Here is a 21,288-nt window from a genome sequence, read left to right as displayed (position 1 = left end):
GGTCAGTCGACCCAGACCCGCGCGTTGCGGAACATGCGCATCCAGCCACCATCTTCCTGCCACTCGTCCGGGCGCCAGGAGTTGGTCACGGCACGGAATACCCGCTCGGGGTGCGGCATCATGATGGTCACGCGGCCGTCACGGGTGGTCAGCCCGGTGATCCCGCGCGGCGAACCGCCCGGGTTGGCTGGGTAGCGCTCAGTCACCTTGCCATAATTGTCGGTATAGCGCAGCGCGACGGTGCCAGAGAGATCAGCCTCGAGCAAAGCTTCTTCGCTTTCGAACTCCGCGTGCCCTTCCCCATGCGCGATGGCGATGGGCAGACGGGAACCGGCCATGCCCTGCAGGAAGATCGACGGCGAGTCTTGGACCTGGACCATGGCCACACGCGCCTCGAACTGCTCTGAGCGGTTACGCACGAAGTGCGGCCACGACTCGCTGCCGGGCACCAGCTCGTGCAGATTGGAAAGCATCTGGCAGCCGTTACAGACGCCAAGGGCGAAGCTGTCCTTGCGCTCGAAGAACGCACTGAAATCCTCGCGGGCACGGCTGTTGAACAAAATCGACTTGGCCCAGCCTTCGCCAGCACCGAGCACGTCACCATAAGAGAAGCCGCCACAAGCAACGAGTCCCTTGAAGCGCTCGAGGCTGATGCGCCCCGACAGGATATCGCTCATGTGCACGTCGACTGCGGCGAAACCGGAGCGGTCGAACGCGGCTGCCATCTCGCTCTGGCCGTTGACGCCCTGCTCGCGCAGAATCGCCACCTCGGGTCTCGCGCCACGCTTGATGTAAGGCGCTGCGATGTTTTCATTGACGTCGAAGCCCAGCGTGACGCTCAGGCCAGGATTGTCTTCTTCGAGCAGCGCATCGAATTCCTGATCGGCACAATCGGCGTTGTCGCGGAGGCGCTGGATCTGATAGCTGGTTTCGGCCCACTGACGCTGTAGCAGACGGCGATCACCCGCGAACACGTCCGCGCCATCGAACTTGATTGCCACATGCTCATTATTCACCGGCTGGCCAATGACCGAGACGCAGTCGGCAAGGCCCGCTGCGCTGAACTGCGCGAGCACGACCTCGGTATCGCCCTGGCGAACCTGAATCAGCGCACCCAATTCTTCATTGAACAACGCCGAGGGGATCTGCGCAGCGCTCTCGACCAGACTATCGAGATTAAGATTGAGGCCGCAGTGCCCGGCGAACGCCATTTCCAGCGCGGTGGTTAGCAAGCCGCCGTCCGAGCGATCGTGATACGCCAGCAGCAGACCATCAGCGTTGAGGCCCTGAATCACCGCAAAAAATGCCTGCAGATCTTCCGCATCATCAACATCCGGCGCCATACGCGCCATCTGGCCGTAAACCTGCGCCAGAATCGACGCGCCCATGCGGTTCTGCCCGCGGCCGAGGTCGATCAACACCAGATCGGTTTCGCCCTTGTCCAGACGCAGCTGCGGCGTCAGGGTCTGGCGGATGTCCACCACCGGCGCGAAACCGGACACGACCAGCGACAACGGCGAAGTCACACTCTTCTCATCGCCCTCGTCAGTCCAACGGGTCTTCATCGACATGGAATCCTTGCCCACCGGAATAGTGATCCCGAGCTCTGGGCACAGCTCCATGCCAACCGCCTTGACCGTGTCGTACAGACGCGCATCCTCACCCGGATGGCCGGCAGCGGCCATCCAGTTGGCGGACAGTTTGATATCGGAAATCTTCTCGATACGCGCGGCGGCGAGGTTGGTCAGGGTTTCACCGATCGCCATGCGGCCCGAGGCGGGCGCATCGAGCAACGCCAGCGGCGTACGCTCTCCCATGGCCATGGCTTCACCGGTATAGACGTCGTAACTGGCGGCGGTCACCGCACAGTCAGCCACCGGGACCTGCCAAGGGCCGACCATCTGATCGCGTGCCACCATGCCGGTGATGCTGCGGTCACCAATGGTGATCAGGAAGCTCTTGCTGGCCACTGCCGGATGATGCAATACGCGGCTAATCGCCTCGGATAGCTCAACCTGATCGGCTGCGAAATCATCGCCCAGCTCGGCCTCACGGACTGCGCTGCGGTGCATGCGCGGCGCCTTGCCGAGCAACACATTGAGCGGCATGTCGACCGGATTGTTGTCGAAGTGGTTGTCGGAAACGGTCAAATGCGGCTCGGCGGTCGCTTCACCCACAACGGCGAAGGGGCAGCGCTCACGCTTACAGATCGCTTCGAAACGCTCCAGATCGGCAGCGTCGACCGATAGCACGTAGCGCTCCTGGGATTCGTTGCACCAGATTTCATGCGGCGCCATGCCCGGCTCGTCATTCGGGACCTTGCGCAGCTCAAAACGCCCGCCGCGACCACCATCGTTGACCAGCTCCGGAAAGGCGTTGGACAGGCCACCGGCACCAACATCGTGAATGAACTTGATCGGATTCTTGTCGCCCAGCTGCCAGCAGCGGTCGATGACCTCCTGGCAGCGGCGTTCCATTTCCGGGTTATCACGCTGTACCGATGCGAAATCGAGATCAGCCGAGCTACTTCCGGTCGCCATAGAGGAGGCAGCCCCACCGCCGAGGCCGATCAGCATCGCCGGCCCACCCAGCACGATCAGCTTGCCACCGACTGAAATCTCGGCCTTTTGTACGTGATCTTCGCGGATATTACCCATGCCGCCGGCTAGCATGATCGGCTTGTGGTAGCCGCGAACTTCATCGCCGTGCGGGGTGCTGATCTTCTGTTCGAACGTGCGGAAATAGCCGCTGAGTGCCGGCCGGCCGAATTCGTTGTTGAACGCGGCGCCGCCCAGCGGGCCTTCAATCATGATATCCAGCGGGGTAACGATGCGCTCGGGCTTGCCGTACGGAACTTCCCAGGGCTGCTCGAAGCCGGGGATGTTCAAATTGGATACAGTGAAGCCAGTCAGGCCAGCCTTGGGTTTAGCCCCACGGCCGGTGGCGCCTTCGTCGCGAATTTCACCGCCTGAGCCGGTAGCGGCACCGGGGAAAGGGGCAATCGCGGTCGGGTGGTTGTGGGTTTCCACCTTCATCAGGATGTGCACCGGCTCTTGGTTAGCCGCGTACTCGCCGGTTTCTGGGTTCGGGTAGAAGCGCCCCGCTACATTGCCGACGATTACCGCGGCGTTGTCCTTGTAGGCGGACAACACACCTTCGCCGTGCAGCTGGAAGGTGTTCTTGATCATGCCGAACAGCGACTTTTCCTGATTCTCGCCATCGATATCCCAACTGGCGTTGAAGATCTTGTGCCGGCAATGCTCGGAATTGGCCTGGGCGAACATCATGAGTTCGATGTCATGGGGGTTGCGCCCCAAGCCAGAGAAACTCGTCACCAGGTAGTCGATCTCGTCTTCGGCCAGCGCCAGACCCAGCGCCAGGTTGGCCTGCTCCAATGCAGCGCGACCGCCACCCAGCACATCAACCGCGGTCAGTGGTTTCGGCTGGGCATGGCTGAACAGGTTCTCGGCTTCTCCGAACCGATCGAGCACCAACTGAGTCATGCGGTCGTGCAGAACAGCGGCGATCTGCTGGGTCTCCGCGTCGGAGAACTCCCCTGCCACGTAATAGGCAATGCCGCGCTCAAGACGCTGAATCTTGTCGAGTCCGCAGTTACGGGCAATATCGCTGGCCTTGCTCGACCAGGGAGAAATCGTTCCAAAGCGGGGAATCACGAGGAACAGCCGACCGGAGGGCTCCTGTACCGATACGCTCGGACCGTACTTCAGCAGCCGGGAGAGTACGTGCTCCTCGTCCGCGCCAAGCGTGCCGGATACTTCGGCGAAATGAGCGAACTCGGCGTACAACCCGCTCACGGCGGGGACCTTCGCGGTCAGTTGTGCCAGGAGCTTGCCGTGACGGAAGGCGGAAAGAGCGGGAGCGCCGCGCAGGATCAACATCGTCGGAACAGCCTCGGAAGGGGGGAGCAGTCGGGCCGCGTATTCTAGCCCATGACAGCGTCCGAGGCTAAGCCTGCTGGAAGCTGGATTCAGCGTGAGGGCTAACGCCCAGTACCGTCCAGCACGCTTGCCGCTTTTACTTCAAGCTTCCCGCTTCAGACTTCAAGCTTTTACTTCAATGCAGTATCTGACTCAGGAACAGCTTGGTGCGCTCGTTGCTGGGTGCCGTGAAGAATGTCTCCGGATCAGCTTCTTCGACGATTTCACCCTTGTCCATGAAAATCACCCGGTCGGCTACGGTGCGAGCGAAGCCCATTTCGTGGGTCACGCACAGCATCGTCATTCCGCTTTCGGCGAGCCCGACCATGGTATCCAGGACTTCCTTTACCATTTCCGGGTCCAGCGCCGAGGTGGGTTCGTCAAACAGCATGATCTTCGGCTTCATGCACAGTGCACGGGCGATCGCGACCCGTTGCTGCTGACCGCCCGACAGTTGTCCCGGAAACTTGTCGGCCTGCTCCGGAATTCGTACACGCTCCAGATAGTGCATGGCAATCTCTTCGGCCTGACGCCGCGGTAGCTTGCGCACCCACATAGGGGCCAAGGTGCAGTTTTGCAGCACCGTGAGGTGAGGAAACAGGTTGAAGTGCTGGAACACCATTCCAACTTCGCTGCGGATCGCCTCGATCTGCTTCAGGTCATTGGTGAGCTCCACGCCGTTGATCACGATGCGGCCCTGCTGATGCTCCTCCAGCCGATTGAGACAACGAATGGTGGTGGACTTGCCCGAGCCCGAAGGCCCGCAGAGGACGATGCGCTCGCCCTGGGTGACGTTGAGGTTGATGTCCTTGAGCACATGGAACTGGCCGAACCACTTGTGTACGCCTTGCATCTGGATGACAGGCTCGCCGGCTTGTCCAGGCTGCTCGGATCTCAGAGATGTTTCATTCATGGTGTTTTTCCTTAGTTCCGGTGGCCGGTGTCGAGCTTGCGCTCCAGGTGCATGGAGTAGCGCGACATACCAAAGCAGAAAATCCAGTAGACCAGCGCCGCGAAGACGTAACCCTCGGTCGACATACCGAGCCAGGCAGGGTCCGAAGTCGCGCGCTTGATGCTGTTGAGGAAGTCGAACAGGCCAATGATGATCACCAGACTGGTGTCCTTGAACAACGCAATGAAGGTGTTGACGATGCCGGGGATAACCATTTTCAGTGCCTGCGGCAGGATCACCAGCCCCATGCTGCGCCAGTAGCCCAGGCCCATCGCCGCAGCCGCCTCGTACTGCCCTTTGGGAATGGCTTGCAGGCCGCCACGCACCACTTCAGCGATGTATGCCGCCTCGAAGAACACCACCATCACCATGGCCCGCATCAGCTTGTCGAGGTTCATCCCCTCGGGCAGAAACAATGGCAGCATCACCGAGGACATGAACAGCACGGTGATCAAGGGCACGCCGCGCCAAAACTCAATGAATGTCACGCAGAGCACGCGTATCGCCGGCATGTCGGAACGTCGACCGAGCGCCAGCAGGATGCCAAGCGGCAAAGCGCCGGCGATACCCACTGCGGCGATGACGATGGTCAGCATCAATCCACCCCAGCGGCTGGTAGGCACTGTTTCCAGCCCCAGGAAACCACCGTGCAACAACCAGTACGCAACTAACGGATAGATCACCAAATAGGCAATACCGTAGCGCGCCTTGTGTCGCATTTGCCGAAGAAACAGAGGCGCAGCGCCAATGATTGCGAGCCAGGCCGTCAGGTCCACCCGCCAGCGCAGCTCTGCCGGGTAGAAGCCGTACATGAACTGGCTGAAGCGTGTCTGCACGAACACCCAGCATGCCCCTTCTCGAGTGCAATCGGCGCGTGATTCGCCGCTCCAGTCGGCCTTGAATATTGCCCACTCGAGGATGGGTGGAATGACCAACCAGATCAGGTACAGCCCGACAAGCGTCAGCAGCGTATTGATCCAGCTGGAGAACAGATTGGCCCGCATCCAGCCCACTACACCGATATTGGTGGACGGTGCCGGCAGGTCAGGTTTGAAAGTATGAGTCGTCATGCGCTCGTCCTTACCGCTCGATCAGCGCAATGCGCTTGTTGTATCCGTTCATCAACAGCGAAATGCTGATGCTGATAGCCAGATACACGCTCATGGTAATGGCCATGGTTTCGATCGCCTGGCCGGTCTGGTTGAGTACCGTGCCGGCGAACAGCGAAACCATGTCCGGATAGCCAATCGCGGCTGCCAGTGACGAGTTTTTCGCCAGGTTTAGATACTGGCTCGTCAACGGAGGAATGATCACCCGCAGCGCTTGAGGGATGATGACCAACCGCAAGACACGTCCCGGCCTGAGGCCCAGCGACGCTGCGGCTTCGGTCTGCCCATGGCTGACCGACTGGATTCCGGCCCTTACGGTTTCACCAATGAATGCTGCTGTGTAAATCGACAGCGCCAGCACGATCGACACCAGTTCGGGGATTACTACCCAACCGCCACGGATATTGAAGCGCTGAAGTTCGGGAATTTCCCACAGAAACGGCGCGCCGAGCAGCAACGAACACAGCCCCGGTATCGCGATGAACAGCCCCAGGCTGCTCCAGAACACCGGGAAGATCTGTCCCGTGGCATGGCGTCGCGCCCGCGCCCAGCGGTTGAGCATGACGATCGCCACCAGCGCCAGAAACATCGCCACCCAGAACGGCCAGAACCCTTCTCCTGCACTGGGTGAGGGCATCTGCACGCCGCGGTTGTTGACGAAGATGAGGTCCCACAAGCTCAGACTGTCACGCGGTCCCGGTAGCGGACTGAGTACAGCGAAGTAGACGAAGAAGATCTGCAGTAGCGGCGGGATATTGCGGAACGTTTCGATATATACGGTGGCGATCTTGCGAATCAGCCAGTTCGGCGATAGCCGGGCGACGCCGAGAACGAATCCAATGACAGTCGCCAGGATGATCCCGATAACGCTGACCAGAAGCGTGTTGAGCAACCCGACCCAGAACACGCGTCCATAGGAGTCGCTTTCGCTGTAGTCAATCAAGTGTTGGGAGATGCCGAAACCGGCAGCGTTGTCGAGAAAACCGAAGCCTGAAGTAATGCCTCGGTGAGCAAGGTTGGTCTGGGTATTGTCGAACAGAAACCAGCCGATCCCTACTACTGTAATAACGGCAATGACCTGGAACAGCCAGGCACGTGCCTGCGGATCCGTGAGCAGCGAGCTGCGTGCTGCCCCCGTTTTGGCGATGGTTCGCATCAAGAAACCTCATACGGCGCTGCCGATGCAGGTGCACCGGCAGCGCTCATCCTTGAAACAAGGCCAGCTCTTCGCTGGCCCGGCATGGTCAACGCACCGGAGGTGCGTACTGCAGACCTCCATTGGTCCAAAGCGCATTCAGTCCGCGCTCGATCTTCAGCTCGCTACCGGAGCCAATGTTGCGCTCGAACACTTCACCATAATTGCCGACCTGCTTGACGATCTGTACCGCCCAATCCTTCGGCAGCTTCAGGTCCTTGCCGTATTCGCCTTCCGCTCCGAGCAGACGCGCCACGTCAGGATTCTTGGTGCTCTTGGCGGTATCCTCGACGTTAGCCGCCGTCACGCCCAGCTCCTCGGCATTGACCATTGCGAGCAACGACCAGCGCACGATATCGAACCACTCCTCGTCACCCTGACGCACGGCCGGGCCTAGCGGTTCCTTGGAGATGACCTCGGGCAGAACGACATAGTCGTCCGGCTTGGCCAATTTGATGCGTTGCGCGTACAACTGCGACTGGTCGGAGGTGAGCACGTCGCAACGACCTGACTCCAGCGACTTGGCGCTTTCGTCGGAGGTGTCGTAAGTGATCGGGGTGTACTTGAGATTGTTGGCGCGGAAGTAGTCGGAGAGGTTCAGTTCGGTGGTGGTCCCAGCCTGAATGCAGACGGTGGCGCCGTCGAGCTCCTTGGCGCTGGACACGCCGAGCTCCTTGTTTACCAGAAAGCCTTGTCCGTCGTAGTAGGTGACCCCAGTGAAGTTAAGCCCCATGGCCGCATCGCGCGAGCTGGTCCAGGTCGTGTTCCGCGAAAGCACATCGACTTCTCCGGATTGCAGGGCGGTGAAGCGTTCCTTTGCGGTCAACGGACTGAACTTGACCTTGTTCGCGTCACCAAAAACTGCAGCCGCTACCGCGCGGCAGACATCCACGTCGATTCCTTTGTACTCGCCCTTGGCGTCGGTGTAGGAAAAGCCCGGCAGCCCGTCGCTGACGCCGCACTGCACGAAACCTTTGCTCTTTACTGCATCCAGAGTCGCCCCTGCCTGCGCCAAGCCGCTGGTGCCCAAAAGTGTCGCGGCACCAAGCACGGCCAGTGTGGATTTAACCCTTATCATCGAAACCTCCAGTTTGCTTTTATTCTGCGGGGTCGGGGTCTTCTACAGCATCGCCGCATGCCAGTCGACACGTGTCGACGGCAGCGCCAGAAGAACCTGACCTGAGTCTAGCCGCCGATTGATTATCGGCAACTCCTCCCGATGCGCTTGCCTGCAAGGACGCAGACGACACCGTCACATAAGACGCAACGGAACAAAGCAAGTGGCATACCACATCTATCAAATTGGATTCCGAAGGCACTCGCATACTTCTTCGCGAGCGCCAGTACGGGTAACCTCGCCGCATATTGCCGCATCTATCACTGCGCTCGCCCCAACATGAGGCGAGCCCCCCAGACGGAGCCCGACATGAGCGCCCCCCTGATCATCGAACCCGCAATAACCGCTGATTCATGCGTCATCTGGCTGCACGGCCTCGGTGCCGATCGCTATGATTTTCTTCCGGTGGCCGAGGCCCTGCAGCAGCGCCTGTTACGAACACGCTTCGTGCTGCCACAGGCGCCAACCCGGGCGGTGTCCATCAATGGCGGCTGGGCAATGCCAAGCTGGTACGACATTCTTGCCATGAGCCCAGCCCGCGCGATCGACCAGGCACAACTCGAACAGTCGGCCCAAACCGTGATCGAGCTTATCGAGGCGCAACGCGACGGCGGTATCGATCCCGGGCGCATCTTTCTAGCAGGCTTCTCCCAAGGTGGCGCCGTCGTCTATCACACCGCGTTCCTGCGCTGGGCCGGACCACTCGGTGGGATCCTGGCCCTATCCACCTATGCACCTACCTTTGGACCCGACCTTGGCCTGTCGCCACAGCAACAAAAGCTCCCCGTCCTCTGCCTGCACGGCTCGGATGACAGCGTCGTTCCATCTGCTATGGGACGCGCCGCTTACGAGTGCCTGGTGCAAAACCAGAACGCAGCCGAGTGGCATGACTACCCCATGGGTCACGAAGTCGTGCCGGACGAGATCCGCGACATCGGAGACTGGCTCGCTGCACGTCTCGACTGATCGGCGTTTCGACGGGCGAGGATCATCGAAAAAAGTGTGACGTCGTACGCCTGTCCGACCGGTCAATTAAGGCTACGCTTGCATGGTGGAAAATCACTCGATGCGCCTGCTGTTGTAGCGCTCATCGCGGCCAGAACGGGCCAACCCAACCAGCGGTGCCGGGGCGCAGCGACAGTCATGACGAAGAGGTCATCCAGCTTGATGTTGCGATCATGAAGCTTGCCGAATGGCGCGCCGAAATGCAGCACCTCAAACGGGTACGCTTGCTGGACCACGTTGACGAGCCCTGCCTGCGGTTGTTGCAGGAGGCTTTCGAGCCATGCCTGATCGCGACCGGCGATATCCTGCTTTCGCCGCTCGAGCACAACCATTACCTCTATCTGGTGCTCGACGGCGAGTTCGCCGTTCACCTCGACTCACTCGACGGTCAACCGGTACGCGCCATCGGACCAGGTGACTGCGCGGGCGAGATCAGCTTCATGGACAACCTGCCGCCATCAGCCTATGTCGTTGCACTCGAGCCTTCGGTGCTGTTGCGGCTGCATCGTCGCTCGATGCAGCTGCTCACCCGCTCGCCCAAACTGATGCAGAACCTTGCCGAGCTGCTCTGCCAGCGGGTTCGCCTGAGTGATCGGCTGATCATCAATAGTGAGCAGAACGCCAACGTCGACACCCTCACCGGGTCCTTCAATCGGCGCTGGCTAGAACACATCTACGACCGCGAGAGCACCCGCTGCGCCTTCAATAACCAACCCCTTTGCGTCCTGATGCTCGATGTTGATCGATTCAAGGACTATAACGACAAACATGGCCATCTGGCGGGTGATCATGCCCTTTGCCTGGTAGTCGATACCTTAGGAAAAATGCTTCGTCCGACGGATAGCCTGGTGCGTTACGGCGGCGAGGAGTTCGTGATTCTGCTTCCCGACATGACGTTGGAGGATGCGCGAGCAGTCGGTGAGCGCCTGCGCCAGGGCCTCAATGAAGTCACCTCGTTCCGCTCGCCGATAGGCATCCTGCCTGGGGTGACGATTTCCATCGGCGTTGCACCGATGCGACCCAACGACGACTTGAAGGCGCTGATTCAGGTTGCTGATCTAGCGCTTTACCAGGCCAAGGCGCTAGGACGGAACCGCGTGTGCGGCTGAGCAGGCACAGCGCCGACAGCCGCCCGAGCAACCGCGGTAACGGATCTGAGCAAGTCTTCGCCGTATCTGCTTCTTGCATTACACTGGCGGGCGAACCTTAATAGACAGAGACGAAACCGTGCTCAAAGCACTCAAGAAAATCTTTGGTAAAGGCCCGGCAGAGCTTCCTGCCGCCCAGCCCGCCAGCGACACCTCGAAGCCTACCGATACGCCTGCTCAGTTCGAAGAGAGAGCGGACGCACCTGCCGCAACGGCAACCAAGCCCCGCCGGGAGCGTTCACGCAAACCCGCCGCTCCACCCGCACCGGCTTGGAAACTGGAAGATTTTCAGGTCGAGCCAGCCGAAGGCAAGACCCGTTTTCACGACTTCAAACTCGCCCCAGAGCTGATGCACGCCATCCACGATCTCGGCTTTCCTTACTGCACACCCATCCAGGCGCAGGTCCTGGGCTTCACGCTCAAGGGAAGTGACGCGATCGGTCGCGCCCAGACGGGCACCGGCAAAACCGCTGCGTTCCTCATATCAACAATCACGCAACTGCTGCAGACCCCACCGCCCAGCGACCGCTACATGGGCGAGCCCCGCGCACTGATCATCGCGCCGACCCGAGAGCTGGTGGTGCAGATTGCCAACGACGCGCTGAACCTGACTAAATACACCGGTTTGAACGTGATGAGCTTCGTCGGCGGCATGGATTTCGATAAACAGCTCAAAGCGCTGGAAAGCCGCTATTGCGACATTCTAGTTGCCACACCGGGGCGGCTCCTGGATTTCAACCAACGCGGCGAAGTGCACCTGGACATGGTCGAGGTGGTGGTCCTCGACGAAGCCGACCGCATGCTCGACATGGGCTTCATTCCACAAGTTCGCCAGATCATTCGCCAAACCCCGCCGAAAAGCGAACGCCAGACGCTGCTGTTCTCCGCCACGTTCACCGAAGACGTGATGAACCTGGCCAAGCAATGGACCACGGACCCTGCGATCGTCGAAATCGAAGCGGAGCACGTGGCCAGCGACACCGTCGAGCAACACGTTTACGCCGTGGCGGGCAGCGACAAATACAAGCTGCTCTACAACCTGATTACTCAGAACGACTGGACCCGCGTGATGGTATTCGCCAACCGCAAGGACGAAGTTCGCCGTATCGAGGAACGACTTACCCGCGACGGCATCAGCGCCGTCCAGATGTCCGGTGACGTACCCCAGCACAAGCGTATCCGAGCATTGGAAGGATTCCGCGAGGGCAAAATTCGCGTCATGGTGGCGACCGATGTCGCGGGCCGCGGCATTCATGTCGACGGAATCAGCCACGTAATCAACTTCACCCTGCCGGAAGTGCCTGACGATTACGTGCATCGTATCGGCCGCACCGGCCGGGCCGGCGCCACCGGGACCTCGATCAGCTTTGCCGGCGAGGATGACGCCTTTGCCTTGCCTGCGATCGAAACATTGCTAGGACGCAAGATCAGTTGCGAGATGCCCCCCGCCGAGCTTTTGGCTCCAGTCCCGCCCAAGCGCTAGACGTCATCACCAGATTCAAATGGTAAAACCTTGCGCAATCGCCGTTTACGCACTCGCCTCATTTGCTGTGATCGAAAACAGTGCCGACGTGAGGATAAAGAATTACCGCTAAGTCCATCGCTGCGCTGCAGCCTGATCGCTGCAGCGCCCCTCAACCCAACGCGGGCCTGACGGGGTGTCTTCTTTCTTCCAGAACGGCGCCCGGGTTTTCAGGTAATCCATAACGAACCGACAGCCATCGAACGCCGCCTCACGATGGGCGCTGGCGGCGCCGACAAAAACGATCGGCTCCCCCGGCTCCAGTCGCCCGATCCGGTGCAGAATCTCCAGCTTGAGCAAAGGCCAACGTGCAGTCGCCTCCTCGACGATTTTCAGCAGCGCCTTCTCAGTCATTCCTGGCGCATGCTCGAGAAACATCCCGGCGATATCCTGGCCATCATTGAAATCGCGGACATATCCGACAAAGCCGGTTACCGCGCCGATACCGAGGTTGGCCGCGTGCAACGCGTTGAGCTCGGCACCTGGGTCGAACGCAGCCTGCTGTACCCGCACACTCATGCTCAGCCTCCGGTCACTGTGGGAAAGAATGCCACTTCATCGCCGTCGGCCAGCGGCTCGTCGAGGCCGCACAATTCCTGATTGCGCGCACACATCAGGTTCTGCTCGCCCAATACGGCCCATTTATCGCCACGCGATAGCAGTCGTCGCCTGAGATCCTCAACCTGCAGAAGTGACGCGTCCCAGTCCAGCTGCTCGGTATCGAGGCCGAGCGCCTCACGATACCGTGCGAAATATTGCACCTGAATCATGCCGGCACCTGCCAGTGTCCGCTTTTGCCACCCAGCTTCTCCAGCAGCCGGACACTTTCCACCACCATGCCCTTATCGACCGCCTTGCACATGTCGTAGATGGTCAACGCCGCGATACTTGCCGCCGTCAACGCTTCCATTTCCACGCCGGTCTGACCGGCCAGTTTGCAGCGCGCTTCTATTCGCACACAGTCGTCACCTTCCGGTTGCAGTTCGACTTTGATACTGGTCAACAGCAACGGGTGACAAAGCGGAATCAGCTCATGGGTTCTCTTCGCCGCCTGGATACCGGCAATACGGGCGACGGCAAAGACATCGCCTTTGGGATGGCCGCCCTGCTGGATCATCTGCAAGGTTTCAGGACGCATGCGGACCTTGGCCTCCGCCACCGCTTCACGTGCCGTAACGGCTTTTGCGGTGACGTCGACCATGTTGGCGCGCCCATTGGAATCGAGGTGAGTAAGCATAAACAGGCGACTCCGAAAATCGATGCGGCACATTGTATACACAACATGCCGCCCCGCGCCTGACCCGCCGTCCTCCTTCGACGGACGTCAGCGGGCTACATGTGGGCCTCGGCATACTCCGCCAATATCGAACGGGGGACGCCTTGCAGCGTTATGTGCATGCCGTGCGGGAAATCCTTGAAGCGCTCCGTGAGATAGGTCAGTCCCGAGCTGGTGGCCGAGAGATAGGGTGTGTCGATCTGCGCCAGATTACCCAGGCAGACGACTTTCGATCCACTGCCGGCCCGGGTGATGATAGTTTTCATCTGGTGCGGCGTGAGGTTCTGGCATTCATCAATCAGAATCAGGCTTTGCTGAAAGCTGCGGCCACGAATGTAATTGAGCGATTTGAACTGCAAGGGCACCTTTTGCAGGATGTAGTCCACGCTGCCGTGGGTGCTCTCGTCATCCATGTGCAGCGCCTCCAGGTTATCGGTGATTGCGCCGAGCCAGGGTTCCATCTTTTCCGCTTCGGTGCCCGGCAGGAAGCCGATGTCCTCGTCCAGCCCCTGCACGCTGCGCGTCGCGATGATTCGGCGGTAACGCTTGCTCACCACGGTCTGCTCGATGGCAGCAGCCAGTGCCAGGATGGTCTTGCCCGACCCTGCCGCGCCTGAAAGGTTGACCAGATGGATGTCCGGGTCGAGCAAGGCGAACAACGCCAACGCCTGATGGATATCACGCGGACGAAGCCCCCAGGCTTCCTGATGCAGCAGTGGCTCCTGATGCATGTCGAGCAGCAGCAATTCGTCAGCCTTGATGCCCTTGATCCAGCCGACGAAGCCCTGCTCGTCAAGAATGAACTCGTTGACGTGCACGGCCGGCAGGTTGTCGATCAGTTGAACACGATGCCAGGTCCGTCCGTGCCCCTGATGCGTATCGACCTTACTGACGCGATCCCAGAACGATCCGCTCAGGCTGTGGTAGCCGCGTGATAGCTGGCCTACATCGTCCACCAGTTTATCGGTGTGGTAATCCTCCGAAGCAACACCACAGGCGCGCGCCTTCAATCGCATGTTGATGTCGTTGGTCACCAGAACCACCGGAACGCTCGCGCTGCGCCGCTGCAGCTCTACGACCTGGTTGATGATCTTGTTGTCGTTGAGATCCTCTGGAAGCGCACTGGAGTCGGCGCCCTTGCTCATCAGGATGGAAAGACTGCCGCACGGCCCGCTCTTCTCGCGCTGAATCGGCACGCCGAGCTCGACCTCTTCGGGTGTGGCATTGCCCAGCACCTTGTCGATCAAACGGATCGCTTGGCGGCATTCGGCAGCTACGGAGTGCTTGCCGGTCTTGAGCTGGTCCAGCTCTTCCAGCACGGTCATCGGAATCGCGACCTGATGCTCCTGGAAGTTCAATAAGGCGTTGGGATCGTGAATCAGAACGTTGGTATCAAGAACGTAGAGCGTGGGCTGCGTTGCGCGGGGCCTGCCGTAATCATCCATACGCGATCACCTTTTCGGAGCCGGGACGACGGAGGGCCGAAGCTCTCCGCCGAAGAGAAAACCACCGTGCGCAAGGTGAGCGGTCTTGGGAGGCAGGGGCTTGGGGCCACCCAGAGGCCGCCACCTGTGAGTGCAGGTTTCGGCGGTCTTGGATAAGGTAATACCGCAAAACAGATGACAGGAAAAAGTCTTTTTCTACCCAGCAACCTTTTTTTGTCGAAATGACGACTTGCCCTTGGCGGGGTTTTAGGAGGCCGCTAGGCTTAGTAATCCACCTGTGCCTTTTTGCCGCACCGATTCACTTCAGCTGTCACGTGAACCAGCTCTGAAAAAGTTGCCAGTTCGGCCTTGTAGCGATCCGCCGTGTATGCCTGGTGAGTAACGATCGTGACGATGCAGCTGTATTGCGCTCGCCCCACTCGCCACAGATGCAGGTCGGTCACTTCGGTATCGGGCACCGCCTCCAGTTGCTTCTGTACACGCCGCACTAGCGGATCGTCCATTTCCCGATCCAGCAACGCCTTTCCAGTGTCGCGTAACAGGCCCTTCGCCCAGACCAGAATAACGATCGCCCCGATGATGCCCATCATCGGGTCCAGCCAGTTCCACTCCAGATACTTGCCGCCCAGCAAGGCGACGATGGCGGCTACCGAGGTCATCGCATCGGTCAGCACGTGAGTGAAGGCCGCGTGGCGATTGAGGTCACGCCCTGGCGCTGCCGAATCCGCGTGATCGTGATCGTGATCGTGATCGTGATCGTGATCGTGATCGTGATCGTGATCGTGATCGTGATCGTGATCGTGATCGTGATGAGCATGCTGGTCGCGCAGCAACCAGGCCGACAGCATATTCACAGACAATCCGATCACCGCGACCCATAGCGCTTCGTCGAAGCCGATCTGTGCGGGCGACCAGAAGCGCGACAGCGACTCGACGATCATCATCAGCGCCACCACGACCAACAGCACCGCACTGGCGAAGCCCGCCAGGACCTCGATTTTCCAAGTACCGAATGCGAAGCGGCGATCGTGGGCATAGCGGCGCGCCAGCAGATAGGCGATCGCCGCCATGCCGATGGCGACCATGTGCGATGCCATATGCCAGCCATCGGCGAGCAGCGCCATGGAATTGAACAGGTAGCCGGCGACGATCTCGGCGACCATGGTCAACCCAGTTAGCGCCACGACCGCCCAGGTTTGCCGCTCGGCACCCTGCTCCAGCGGGCGGTAGTCATGGGAAGGTTCCCAATGGGAATGATTGCAGTCGGTCATAAGCACTCCTATCGATCGCGCAAGCTTGCCCCTTTACACCAAGACAAAGTCAACCTTCCGGTTAATCGAAGCCATAGGTGGAGCCGACAGAGGCATAACGCCTAAAATCGACCCACATTAAAGGAGACCGATGCATGCTGATGGTGATTTCGCCAGCCAAGACCCTGGATTACGACACCCCACCGACAACCAAACGTTTCACACAACCCGAACATCTCGACCACGCTCAGCAGTTGATCGATCAACTGCGCGACCTGTCACCGCAGCAGATCAGCGAACTGATGCACCTTTCGGACAAACTCGCCGCCCTCAACGTTGCCCGCTATGGAAGCTGGACTGCGGAATTCACTCCGACCAATGCCAAGCAGGCGCTCCTCGCTTTCAAGGGTGACGTATACACCGGGTTGAATGCCGGTGACTTTTCCGAGCAGGACTTCGATTTCGCCCAGAAGCATCTACGAATGCTATCCGGGCTTTACGGCGTTCTGCGTCCGCTCGATCTGATGCAGCCCTACAGACTGGAAATGGGAACCAAGCTGACTAACGCACGGGGCAAGGACCTCTATGCCTTCTGGGGCGAACGCATCAGCAACTGGCTTAACGATGCCTTGGCGGCACAGGGGGACGATGTACTGCTGAACCTGGCTTCGAACGAATATTTTGGCGCGGTCAAACGCAGCGCTTTGAACGCACGAGTGATAGACGTCGACTTCAAGGACATGAAGAACGGCCAATACAAGATCATCAGCTTCTACGCCAAGAAAGCCCGCGGCTTGATGACCCGCTACGTAATCACAGAGCGCATCAAGCAGCCCGAGCAGCTGAAGGATTTCGCTTATGAGGGCTATCGCTACAGTCCGAATGATTCATCGCCCAATCACCTGGTATTCCTGCGCGACGTTCAAGCCTGAAAAGTTCTCTGACGGAGTACCCTCTCGCTATGTGACCGAAAGAGAGGGTGCCTTCCGTCTGCTCCCTCATCCGTTTCGTCGCGCCGCTTCGACGCTACCAGTCATTACAAATCACCCTCCGCTTGCCATGCCGCCTACGACTGGGGCTGAACGGCGCTCCCCTCCTTGCTAAAAACCGATCAGCGGCAGCCGCCGAGGGAACTATCCAAAGCGACCTGCAATCATAAGCGCGTACCGGCATTTCCAGACGGAAAGGGACGTCGCACATGAATGTGCAGTGGAATTCACAACAGAGTTTTCAAGCGGTCAGCCAAGGCAGACCTCAAGGGTCGCCGGGCATGGCCAACCGAGGACAGATAGGCCGGATTAGCGCAGTGTTGGTACCTACCGCATTGTGCCGAACGCGCCAGCGCCAGGCCGACGGAGCGCAGCAGAGAATCGCGCCAGTCTGCTTGTGTCAGATCGATAGAGGGCTTGAACGCACTCCTTTCAGAGCGGCGACCCGCTCCGCATTTTGCAATGCGGCATCCATCGACCATCAAGCGACACCCCCAACTTTCAGGCTCGGAGCATGTAATTCGCCCCGTAGGCAGTTTCCTGCTGGAAAACGGAACTTGACGGCGCGTGGCACCTGAAGGCCCGACCACGAAGCGTACGGCGAGCCACGATCTTGTGGCCGCCCAAATGGACAAGAAGAACTCATCCTTCTCAACGATTCAGGAGAAACACTATGATTCCGGTCATCCTCTCAGGCGGCAGCGGTTCTCGGCTTTGGCCCCTTTCGCGCAAAGCGTTCCCCAAACAGTTTCTTGCCCTCACGGCTGAGCAGACACTCTTCCAGCAGACCATCGAACGGCTCGCCTTCGAAGGCATGCAGCCGCCTCTGCTGGTTTGCAACCAAGAGCATCGTTTCATCGTCAAGGAACAACTGGCGGCACGCAAGCTGGGCATTCAAGGCCTGATGCTCGAACCCTTCGGCCGCAACACCGCCCCAGCCATTGCTATTGCCGCGATGAAGCTGATCGAGGATGGTCGTGACGAGCTGCTCCTGGTACTGCCCGCGGATCATGTTATCGAGGACCATAAGGCGTTTCAGCGCTCCCTGGCTCTTGCCACCAATGCCGCGGAAAACGGTGAGATGGTGCTGTTCGGCATCCCTGCCACCAGCCCTGAGACTGGTTATGGCTATATCAAGTGCGACCACACCGAGCGCAATGGCCTGCCGGAAGGCGTCAACCGTGTCACCAACTTCGTTGAGAAACCTGACGAAGCGCGTGCCCAGCAGTATGTCGAATCAGGCGATTACTACTGGAACAGCGGCATGTTCCTGTTCCGCGCCAGCGTCTTCCTGGAAGAGTTGAAGAAGCATGATCCGGACATTTACGACACCTGCTGGGTAGCGCTAGAGCGCAGCGCCAAGAACGGTGACGAAATACTGATCGATCCGGCAACCTTCGCCTGCTGCCCGGACAACTCGATCGACTACGCGGTCATGGAAAAAACCGAATTGGCCTGCGTGGTGCCGATGTCCGCCGGCTGGAGCGACGTAGGCTCCTGGTCGTCGCTGTGGGACGTGCTTGAAAAGGACGAAAACGGCAACGTGACCAGAGGCGACGTGATCGTCGAAGACAGCCGCAACTGCCTCGTTCACGGCAATGGCAAACTGGTCACCGTCGTGGGGCTGGACAACATTGTTGTGGTCGAGACCAAAGACGCGACCATGATCGCGCATAAGGACAAGGTCCAGGACGTCAAGAAGCTGGTGAACAAGCTCGACGCCATGAAGCGCTCCGAAACGCAGAACCACTGCGCGGTCTATCGCCCCTGGGGCTGGTACGACTCGGTCGACATGGGCGGACGCTTCCAGGTCAAGCGGATCTGCGTCAATCCGGGCGCGCAGCTCTCCCTGCAGATGCACCATCACCGCGCCGAGCACTGGATCGTCGTATCCGGTACCGCCCAAGTCACCTGCAACGACAAGACCTTCCTGCTAACCGAAAACCAATCGACCTATATCCCGGTGACCTCTATTCACCGTCTGGCCAACCCAGGCAAGATTCCGCTGGAGATTATCGAGGTCCAGTCGGGCAGTTATCTTGGCGAAGATGACATCGAACGGCTGGACGACGTCTATGGTCGTGCGCATGACACCGTCGCGAGCCAATCGGCTCGCTGAATAGACCATGCCATGAGAAACCGCGCCGAACTCCGGCGCGGTTTTTTTCGTTCGTGTAAAAACAGAACGCTACAACGTTTGAACCGGCAAGCCTCAAGCGGAAAGATAGTGAGTGGCAGGGCAAACTTATATAGGTGCGAGCTCGGTTCCCGATGCCTTTTCGATAACCACAAGCTGCATCGGCGCAGTTATTTGCATCAGGTTGCCGACAGGCGCACCACCTCGCACATACCGAGCATGACCGCGCCCGCCGGTTATTAATTTACGTATACACTTGTTTTTCCAATACCTGCTTGCAATGGCATCAGCCAGGCCATTAAATAAGCAATCGCTGAACATTCTTTAACTCCGCTGCTTTCGGATTCCCGTTTGCCAGCCGCTGGCGTCAATTTTTCAGGAAAAGGAAAAACTCAAGAGTGACGAAAGAACAACTACGCGCCGAACTGGAAAAACAGGCCAACAGGTTCAAGACCGTATACGGGGGCGAGATAACCACTTACGCCGCGCAACCCGACCCTGAAAGAAAGCCTTGGCGCAAAAAGCAAACCATCCACGATCAGGTGTTCAAGAAAGAACTGGAAAAGATCGAGAAAGAAATGGCGAAACAGCCTTCGGACAACCAATAAGCCGAGCGCCAGACTTTCATTGTGAACGCTCAATTACAACGAGCGGATCAAATGGCCAGCTAAATCGACGTCGAGGTCAGCGCTTCCCACCCAGCAGGGAGCCCATCAGCCCTCTCACCAGCTGCCGCCCCAACTGAGAAGCAGCCTGGCGCACCGCGCTCTTGAACACTCGCTCGGCGACATCACCGAAAGCGCCCCCTGCGTCATTCCTGGCCGTCGCAGCTTTCCCCTGCGGCTCGACCCTGGTTGCTTGATGCGCTCTATCGAGCAGAATTTCGTACGCGGACTCACGATCCACTGCCTTATCGTAGCGTGCACGCAAGGGTGAACTCGCAATCAGGACACGTCGTTCCTCCTGGTCCAGCGGCCCTATCCGCGATCGGGGCGGAGCGATTGACACACGCTGCACCATAGCGGGGGTCCCCTTGTCTTCAAGCCCTCCAACCAGCGCTTCACCGATGCCGAGATCAACCAGCGATTCCAGCGCAGAAAACGCAGGGTTGGCTCGAAAGCCTTCAGCCACCGCACGCAGAGACTTCTGCTCCTTGATCGTATAGGCCCGCAGCCCGTGCTGAACGCGCAGGCCCAGCTGGGCCAAAACATCATTGGGCAGGTCGGACGGCGACTGGGTGACGAAATAGACGCCCACACCTTTCGAGCGAATCAGCCGAACGACCTGCACCAGCCGATCCTGCAGAGCCTTCGGGGTGTCGTTGAACAGCAGATGTGCCTCGTCGAAGAACAACGCCAGCAATGGACGATCCGCATCGCCTCGCTCAGGCAGCTGCTCGAACAGCTCGGCCAACAACCACAGCAGGAAGGTCGCGTAGACCTTGGGGGCCTGATGCACGAGCTGGCTGGCGTCGAGCAGATGGATCCTGCCTCGCCCATCGCGCGCAGGTTCCAGGATGTCGTCCAGCGCAAGCGCAGGTTCGCCGAACAGCGCATCGGCACCCTGCTGCTCGAGGGTGGCCAATCGGCGCAACAGTGCCTGGGATGATGCATTGGTCAACAGCGCAGCGTCGTCGCCGAGCACCTCGGGACTTTTCTTGAGATAGCCGAGCAGTGCCTTCAGATCCTTCAGATCCAGCAGCAGCAAACCTTCGCGATCTGCCACCTTGAACGCCGCATAGAGCGCAGCCTGCTGGCTATCTGTCAGTTCAAGCAGACTACCCAAAAGCAGCGGCCCCATTTCGGTGAGGGTCGTCCGCAACGGATGACCGCTAACACCGTATACGTCCCACAGGGTAACGGGATACGCCTGCGGTTGATGCTCGAGCCATGGCATGCTGGCGATGCGCTCGGCGATTTTCCCCTGAGGCGCCCCCACGGCCCCCAGCCCACACAGGTCGCCCTTGATGTCGGCGGCAAAGACGGCGATCCCGGCTTCGCTGAACTGTTCTGCGAGTCGCTGCAGAGTAACCGTCTTACCAGTCCCGGTCGCGCCAGCAACCAAACCATGACGATTGATCAGTCGAAGCGGGTGAGTATTGGGTTCACCGGTAGCATCGGCGCCGAGCACGAAGCGATCATTATCTGCCATCTGGCGATCTCCAAAGCGGGAAGCAGAGGGCGAACGAGCAGCACCTGTCAGGTG

The 21,288-nt window shown here is 59.4% G+C and carries 17 protein-coding genes; 6 read left to right on the top strand and 11 right to left on the bottom strand.

The window, feature by feature from the left end; translation table 11 throughout:
• Window positions 1-2 precede the first annotated feature (2 nt).
• The 5 genes from purL to CH92_RS05100 form a co-directional block, all read right to left on the bottom strand.
• Window positions 3-3,899, bottom strand: a complete 3,897-nt coding sequence (purL, locus tag CH92_RS05120) for a phosphoribosylformylglycinamidine synthase (protein ID WP_025240705.1) — start codon at window positions 3,897-3,899, stop codon at window positions 3-5.
• Window positions 3,900-4,074: 175 nt separating this feature from the next.
• Window positions 4,075-4,851, bottom strand: a complete 777-nt coding sequence (locus tag CH92_RS05115) for an amino acid ABC transporter ATP-binding protein (RefSeq protein WP_025240704.1) — start codon at window positions 4,849-4,851, stop codon at window positions 4,075-4,077.
• Between the two features lie 11 nt (window positions 4,852-4,862).
• Window positions 4,863-5,960, bottom strand: a complete 1,098-nt coding sequence (locus tag CH92_RS05110; protein ID WP_025240703.1) for an amino acid ABC transporter permease — start codon at window positions 5,958-5,960, stop codon at window positions 4,863-4,865.
• Between the two features lie 10 nt (window positions 5,961-5,970).
• Window positions 5,971-7,155 carry an amino acid ABC transporter permease gene (locus CH92_RS05105; RefSeq protein ID WP_025240702.1) on the bottom strand — a complete coding sequence of 395 codons (1,185 nt, stop codon included), beginning with the start codon at window positions 7,153-7,155 and terminating at the stop codon, window positions 5,971-5,973.
• A gap of 88 nt (window positions 7,156-7,243) precedes the next feature.
• Entirely contained in the window at window positions 7,244-8,272 is a 1,029-nt protein-coding gene (locus CH92_RS05100; RefSeq protein ID WP_025240701.1) for an amino acid ABC transporter substrate-binding protein, read from the bottom strand.
• A gap of 348 nt (window positions 8,273-8,620) precedes the next feature.
• Between CH92_RS05100 and CH92_RS05095 the strand changes: the two genes are divergently transcribed.
• From CH92_RS05095 to rhlB, 3 genes are all read left to right on the top strand, one after another.
• On the top strand, window positions 8,621-9,277 hold the full coding sequence (locus tag CH92_RS05095; RefSeq protein ID WP_025240700.1) for an alpha/beta hydrolase: 657 nt from the start codon (window positions 8,621-8,623) through the stop codon (window positions 9,275-9,277).
• 212 nt (window positions 9,278-9,489) lie between these two features.
• Window positions 9,490-10,425, top strand: a complete 936-nt coding sequence (locus CH92_RS05090; RefSeq protein ID WP_025240699.1) for a GGDEF domain-containing protein — start codon at window positions 9,490-9,492, stop codon at window positions 10,423-10,425.
• 118 nt (window positions 10,426-10,543) lie between these two features.
• Window positions 10,544-11,947, top strand: a complete 1,404-nt coding sequence (gene rhlB / locus CH92_RS05085) for an ATP-dependent RNA helicase RhlB (protein WP_025240698.1) — start codon at window positions 10,544-10,546, stop codon at window positions 11,945-11,947.
• A gap of 108 nt (window positions 11,948-12,055) precedes the next feature.
• Here rhlB and moaE read toward each other — a convergent pair whose 3' ends face one another.
• The 5 genes from moaE to dmeF all read right to left on the bottom strand — a co-directional run bounded on the left by moaE (window position 12,056) and on the right by dmeF (window position 15,978).
• Window positions 12,056-12,505, bottom strand: coding sequence for a molybdopterin synthase catalytic subunit MoaE (gene moaE, locus CH92_RS05080; protein ID WP_025240697.1), 450 nt, complete (start codon window positions 12,503-12,505; stop codon window positions 12,056-12,058).
• A 2-nt stretch (window positions 12,506-12,507) separates the two neighbouring features.
• Entirely contained in the window at window positions 12,508-12,756 is a 249-nt protein-coding gene (locus CH92_RS05075; protein WP_025240696.1) for a MoaD/ThiS family protein, read from the bottom strand.
• Window positions 12,753-13,223 (bottom strand): cyclic pyranopterin monophosphate synthase MoaC, encoded by a 471-nt coding sequence (gene moaC / locus CH92_RS05070; RefSeq protein ID WP_025240695.1) that lies wholly within the window; start codon window positions 13,221-13,223, stop codon window positions 12,753-12,755. The genes CH92_RS05075 and moaC overlap by 4 nt, the downstream gene beginning before the upstream one ends.
• Window positions 13,224-13,318: 95 nt before the next feature.
• A complete protein-coding gene (locus tag CH92_RS05065; protein WP_025240694.1) occupies window positions 13,319-14,707 on the bottom strand; it encodes a PhoH family protein in 1,389 nt (462 codons plus the stop codon).
• Between the two features lie 263 nt (window positions 14,708-14,970).
• A complete protein-coding gene (gene dmeF, locus CH92_RS05060) occupies window positions 14,971-15,978 on the bottom strand; it encodes a CDF family Co(II)/Ni(II) efflux transporter DmeF (RefSeq protein ID WP_025240693.1) in 1,008 nt (335 codons plus the stop codon).
• Between the two features lie 134 nt (window positions 15,979-16,112).
• Between dmeF and yaaA the strand changes: the two genes are divergently transcribed.
• The 3 genes from yaaA to CH92_RS05045 all read left to right on the top strand — a co-directional run bounded on the left by yaaA (window position 16,113) and on the right by CH92_RS05045 (window position 19,691).
• Entirely contained in the window at window positions 16,113-16,889 is a 777-nt protein-coding gene (gene yaaA, locus CH92_RS05055) for a peroxide stress protein YaaA (RefSeq protein ID WP_025240692.1), read from the top strand.
• Between the two features lie 730 nt (window positions 16,890-17,619).
• Entirely contained in the window at window positions 17,620-19,065 is a 1,446-nt protein-coding gene (locus CH92_RS05050) for a mannose-1-phosphate guanylyltransferase/mannose-6-phosphate isomerase (protein ID WP_025240691.1), read from the top strand.
• A gap of 416 nt (window positions 19,066-19,481) precedes the next feature.
• Window positions 19,482-19,691: a hypothetical protein gene (locus CH92_RS05045; RefSeq protein ID WP_025240690.1), complete on the top strand. Its 210-nt coding sequence runs from the start codon at window positions 19,482-19,484 to the stop codon at window positions 19,689-19,691.
• 76 nt (window positions 19,692-19,767) lie between these two features.
• Here the strand turns inward: CH92_RS05045 and CH92_RS05040 are convergent, their stop codons facing one another.
• Entirely contained in the window at window positions 19,768-21,234 is a 1,467-nt protein-coding gene (locus tag CH92_RS05040) for a helicase HerA-like domain-containing protein (protein ID WP_025240689.1), read from the bottom strand.
• Window positions 21,235-21,288: the final 54 nt, after the last annotated feature.

Source organism: Stutzerimonas stutzeri, assembly GCF_000590475.1.
GTDB lineage: Bacteria > Pseudomonadota > Gammaproteobacteria > Pseudomonadales > Pseudomonadaceae > Stutzerimonas > Stutzerimonas stutzeri_D.
Note: the sequence above shows the minus strand (reverse complement) of the source record. Positions and strands in the feature narration are given on the sequence as shown.

Coding starts and splice junctions, on each gene's coding strand:
- purL (WP_025240705.1), bottom strand. CDS start 3,899: ATGTTGATCCTGCGCGGCGCTCCCGCTCTTTCCGCCTTCCGTCACGGC.
- CH92_RS05115 (WP_025240704.1), bottom strand. CDS start 4,851: ATGAATGAAACATCTCTGAGATCCGAGCAGCCTGGACAAGCCGGCGAG.
- CH92_RS05110 (WP_025240703.1), bottom strand. CDS start 5,960: ATGACGACTCATACTTTCAAACCTGACCTGCCGGCACCGTCCACCAAT.
- CH92_RS05105 (WP_025240702.1), bottom strand. CDS start 7,155: ATGCGAACCATCGCCAAAACGGGGGCAGCACGCAGCTCGCTGCTCACG.
- CH92_RS05100 (WP_025240701.1), bottom strand. CDS start 8,272: ATGATAAGGGTTAAATCCACACTGGCCGTGCTTGGTGCCGCGACACTT.
- CH92_RS05095 (WP_025240700.1), top strand. CDS start 8,621: ATGAGCGCCCCCCTGATCATCGAACCCGCAATAACCGCTGATTCATGC.
- CH92_RS05090 (WP_025240699.1), top strand. CDS start 9,490: ATGAAGCTTGCCGAATGGCGCGCCGAAATGCAGCACCTCAAACGGGTA.
- moaE (WP_025240697.1), bottom strand. CDS start 12,505: ATGAGTGTGCGGGTACAGCAGGCTGCGTTCGACCCAGGTGCCGAGCTC.
- CH92_RS05075 (WP_025240696.1), bottom strand. CDS start 12,756: ATGATTCAGGTGCAATATTTCGCACGGTATCGTGAGGCGCTCGGCCTC.
- moaC (WP_025240695.1), bottom strand. CDS start 13,223: ATGCTTACTCACCTCGATTCCAATGGGCGCGCCAACATGGTCGACGTC.
- CH92_RS05065 (WP_025240694.1), bottom strand. CDS start 14,707: ATGGATGATTACGGCAGGCCCCGCGCAACGCAGCCCACGCTCTACGTT.
- dmeF (WP_025240693.1), bottom strand. CDS start 15,978: ATGACCGACTGCAATCATTCCCATTGGGAACCTTCCCATGACTACCGC.
- yaaA (WP_025240692.1), top strand. CDS start 16,113: ATGCTGATGGTGATTTCGCCAGCCAAGACCCTGGATTACGACACCCCA.
- CH92_RS05050 (WP_025240691.1), top strand. CDS start 17,620: ATGATTCCGGTCATCCTCTCAGGCGGCAGCGGTTCTCGGCTTTGGCCC.
- CH92_RS05040 (WP_025240689.1), bottom strand. CDS start 21,234: ATGGCAGATAATGATCGCTTCGTGCTCGGCGCCGATGCTACCGGTGAA.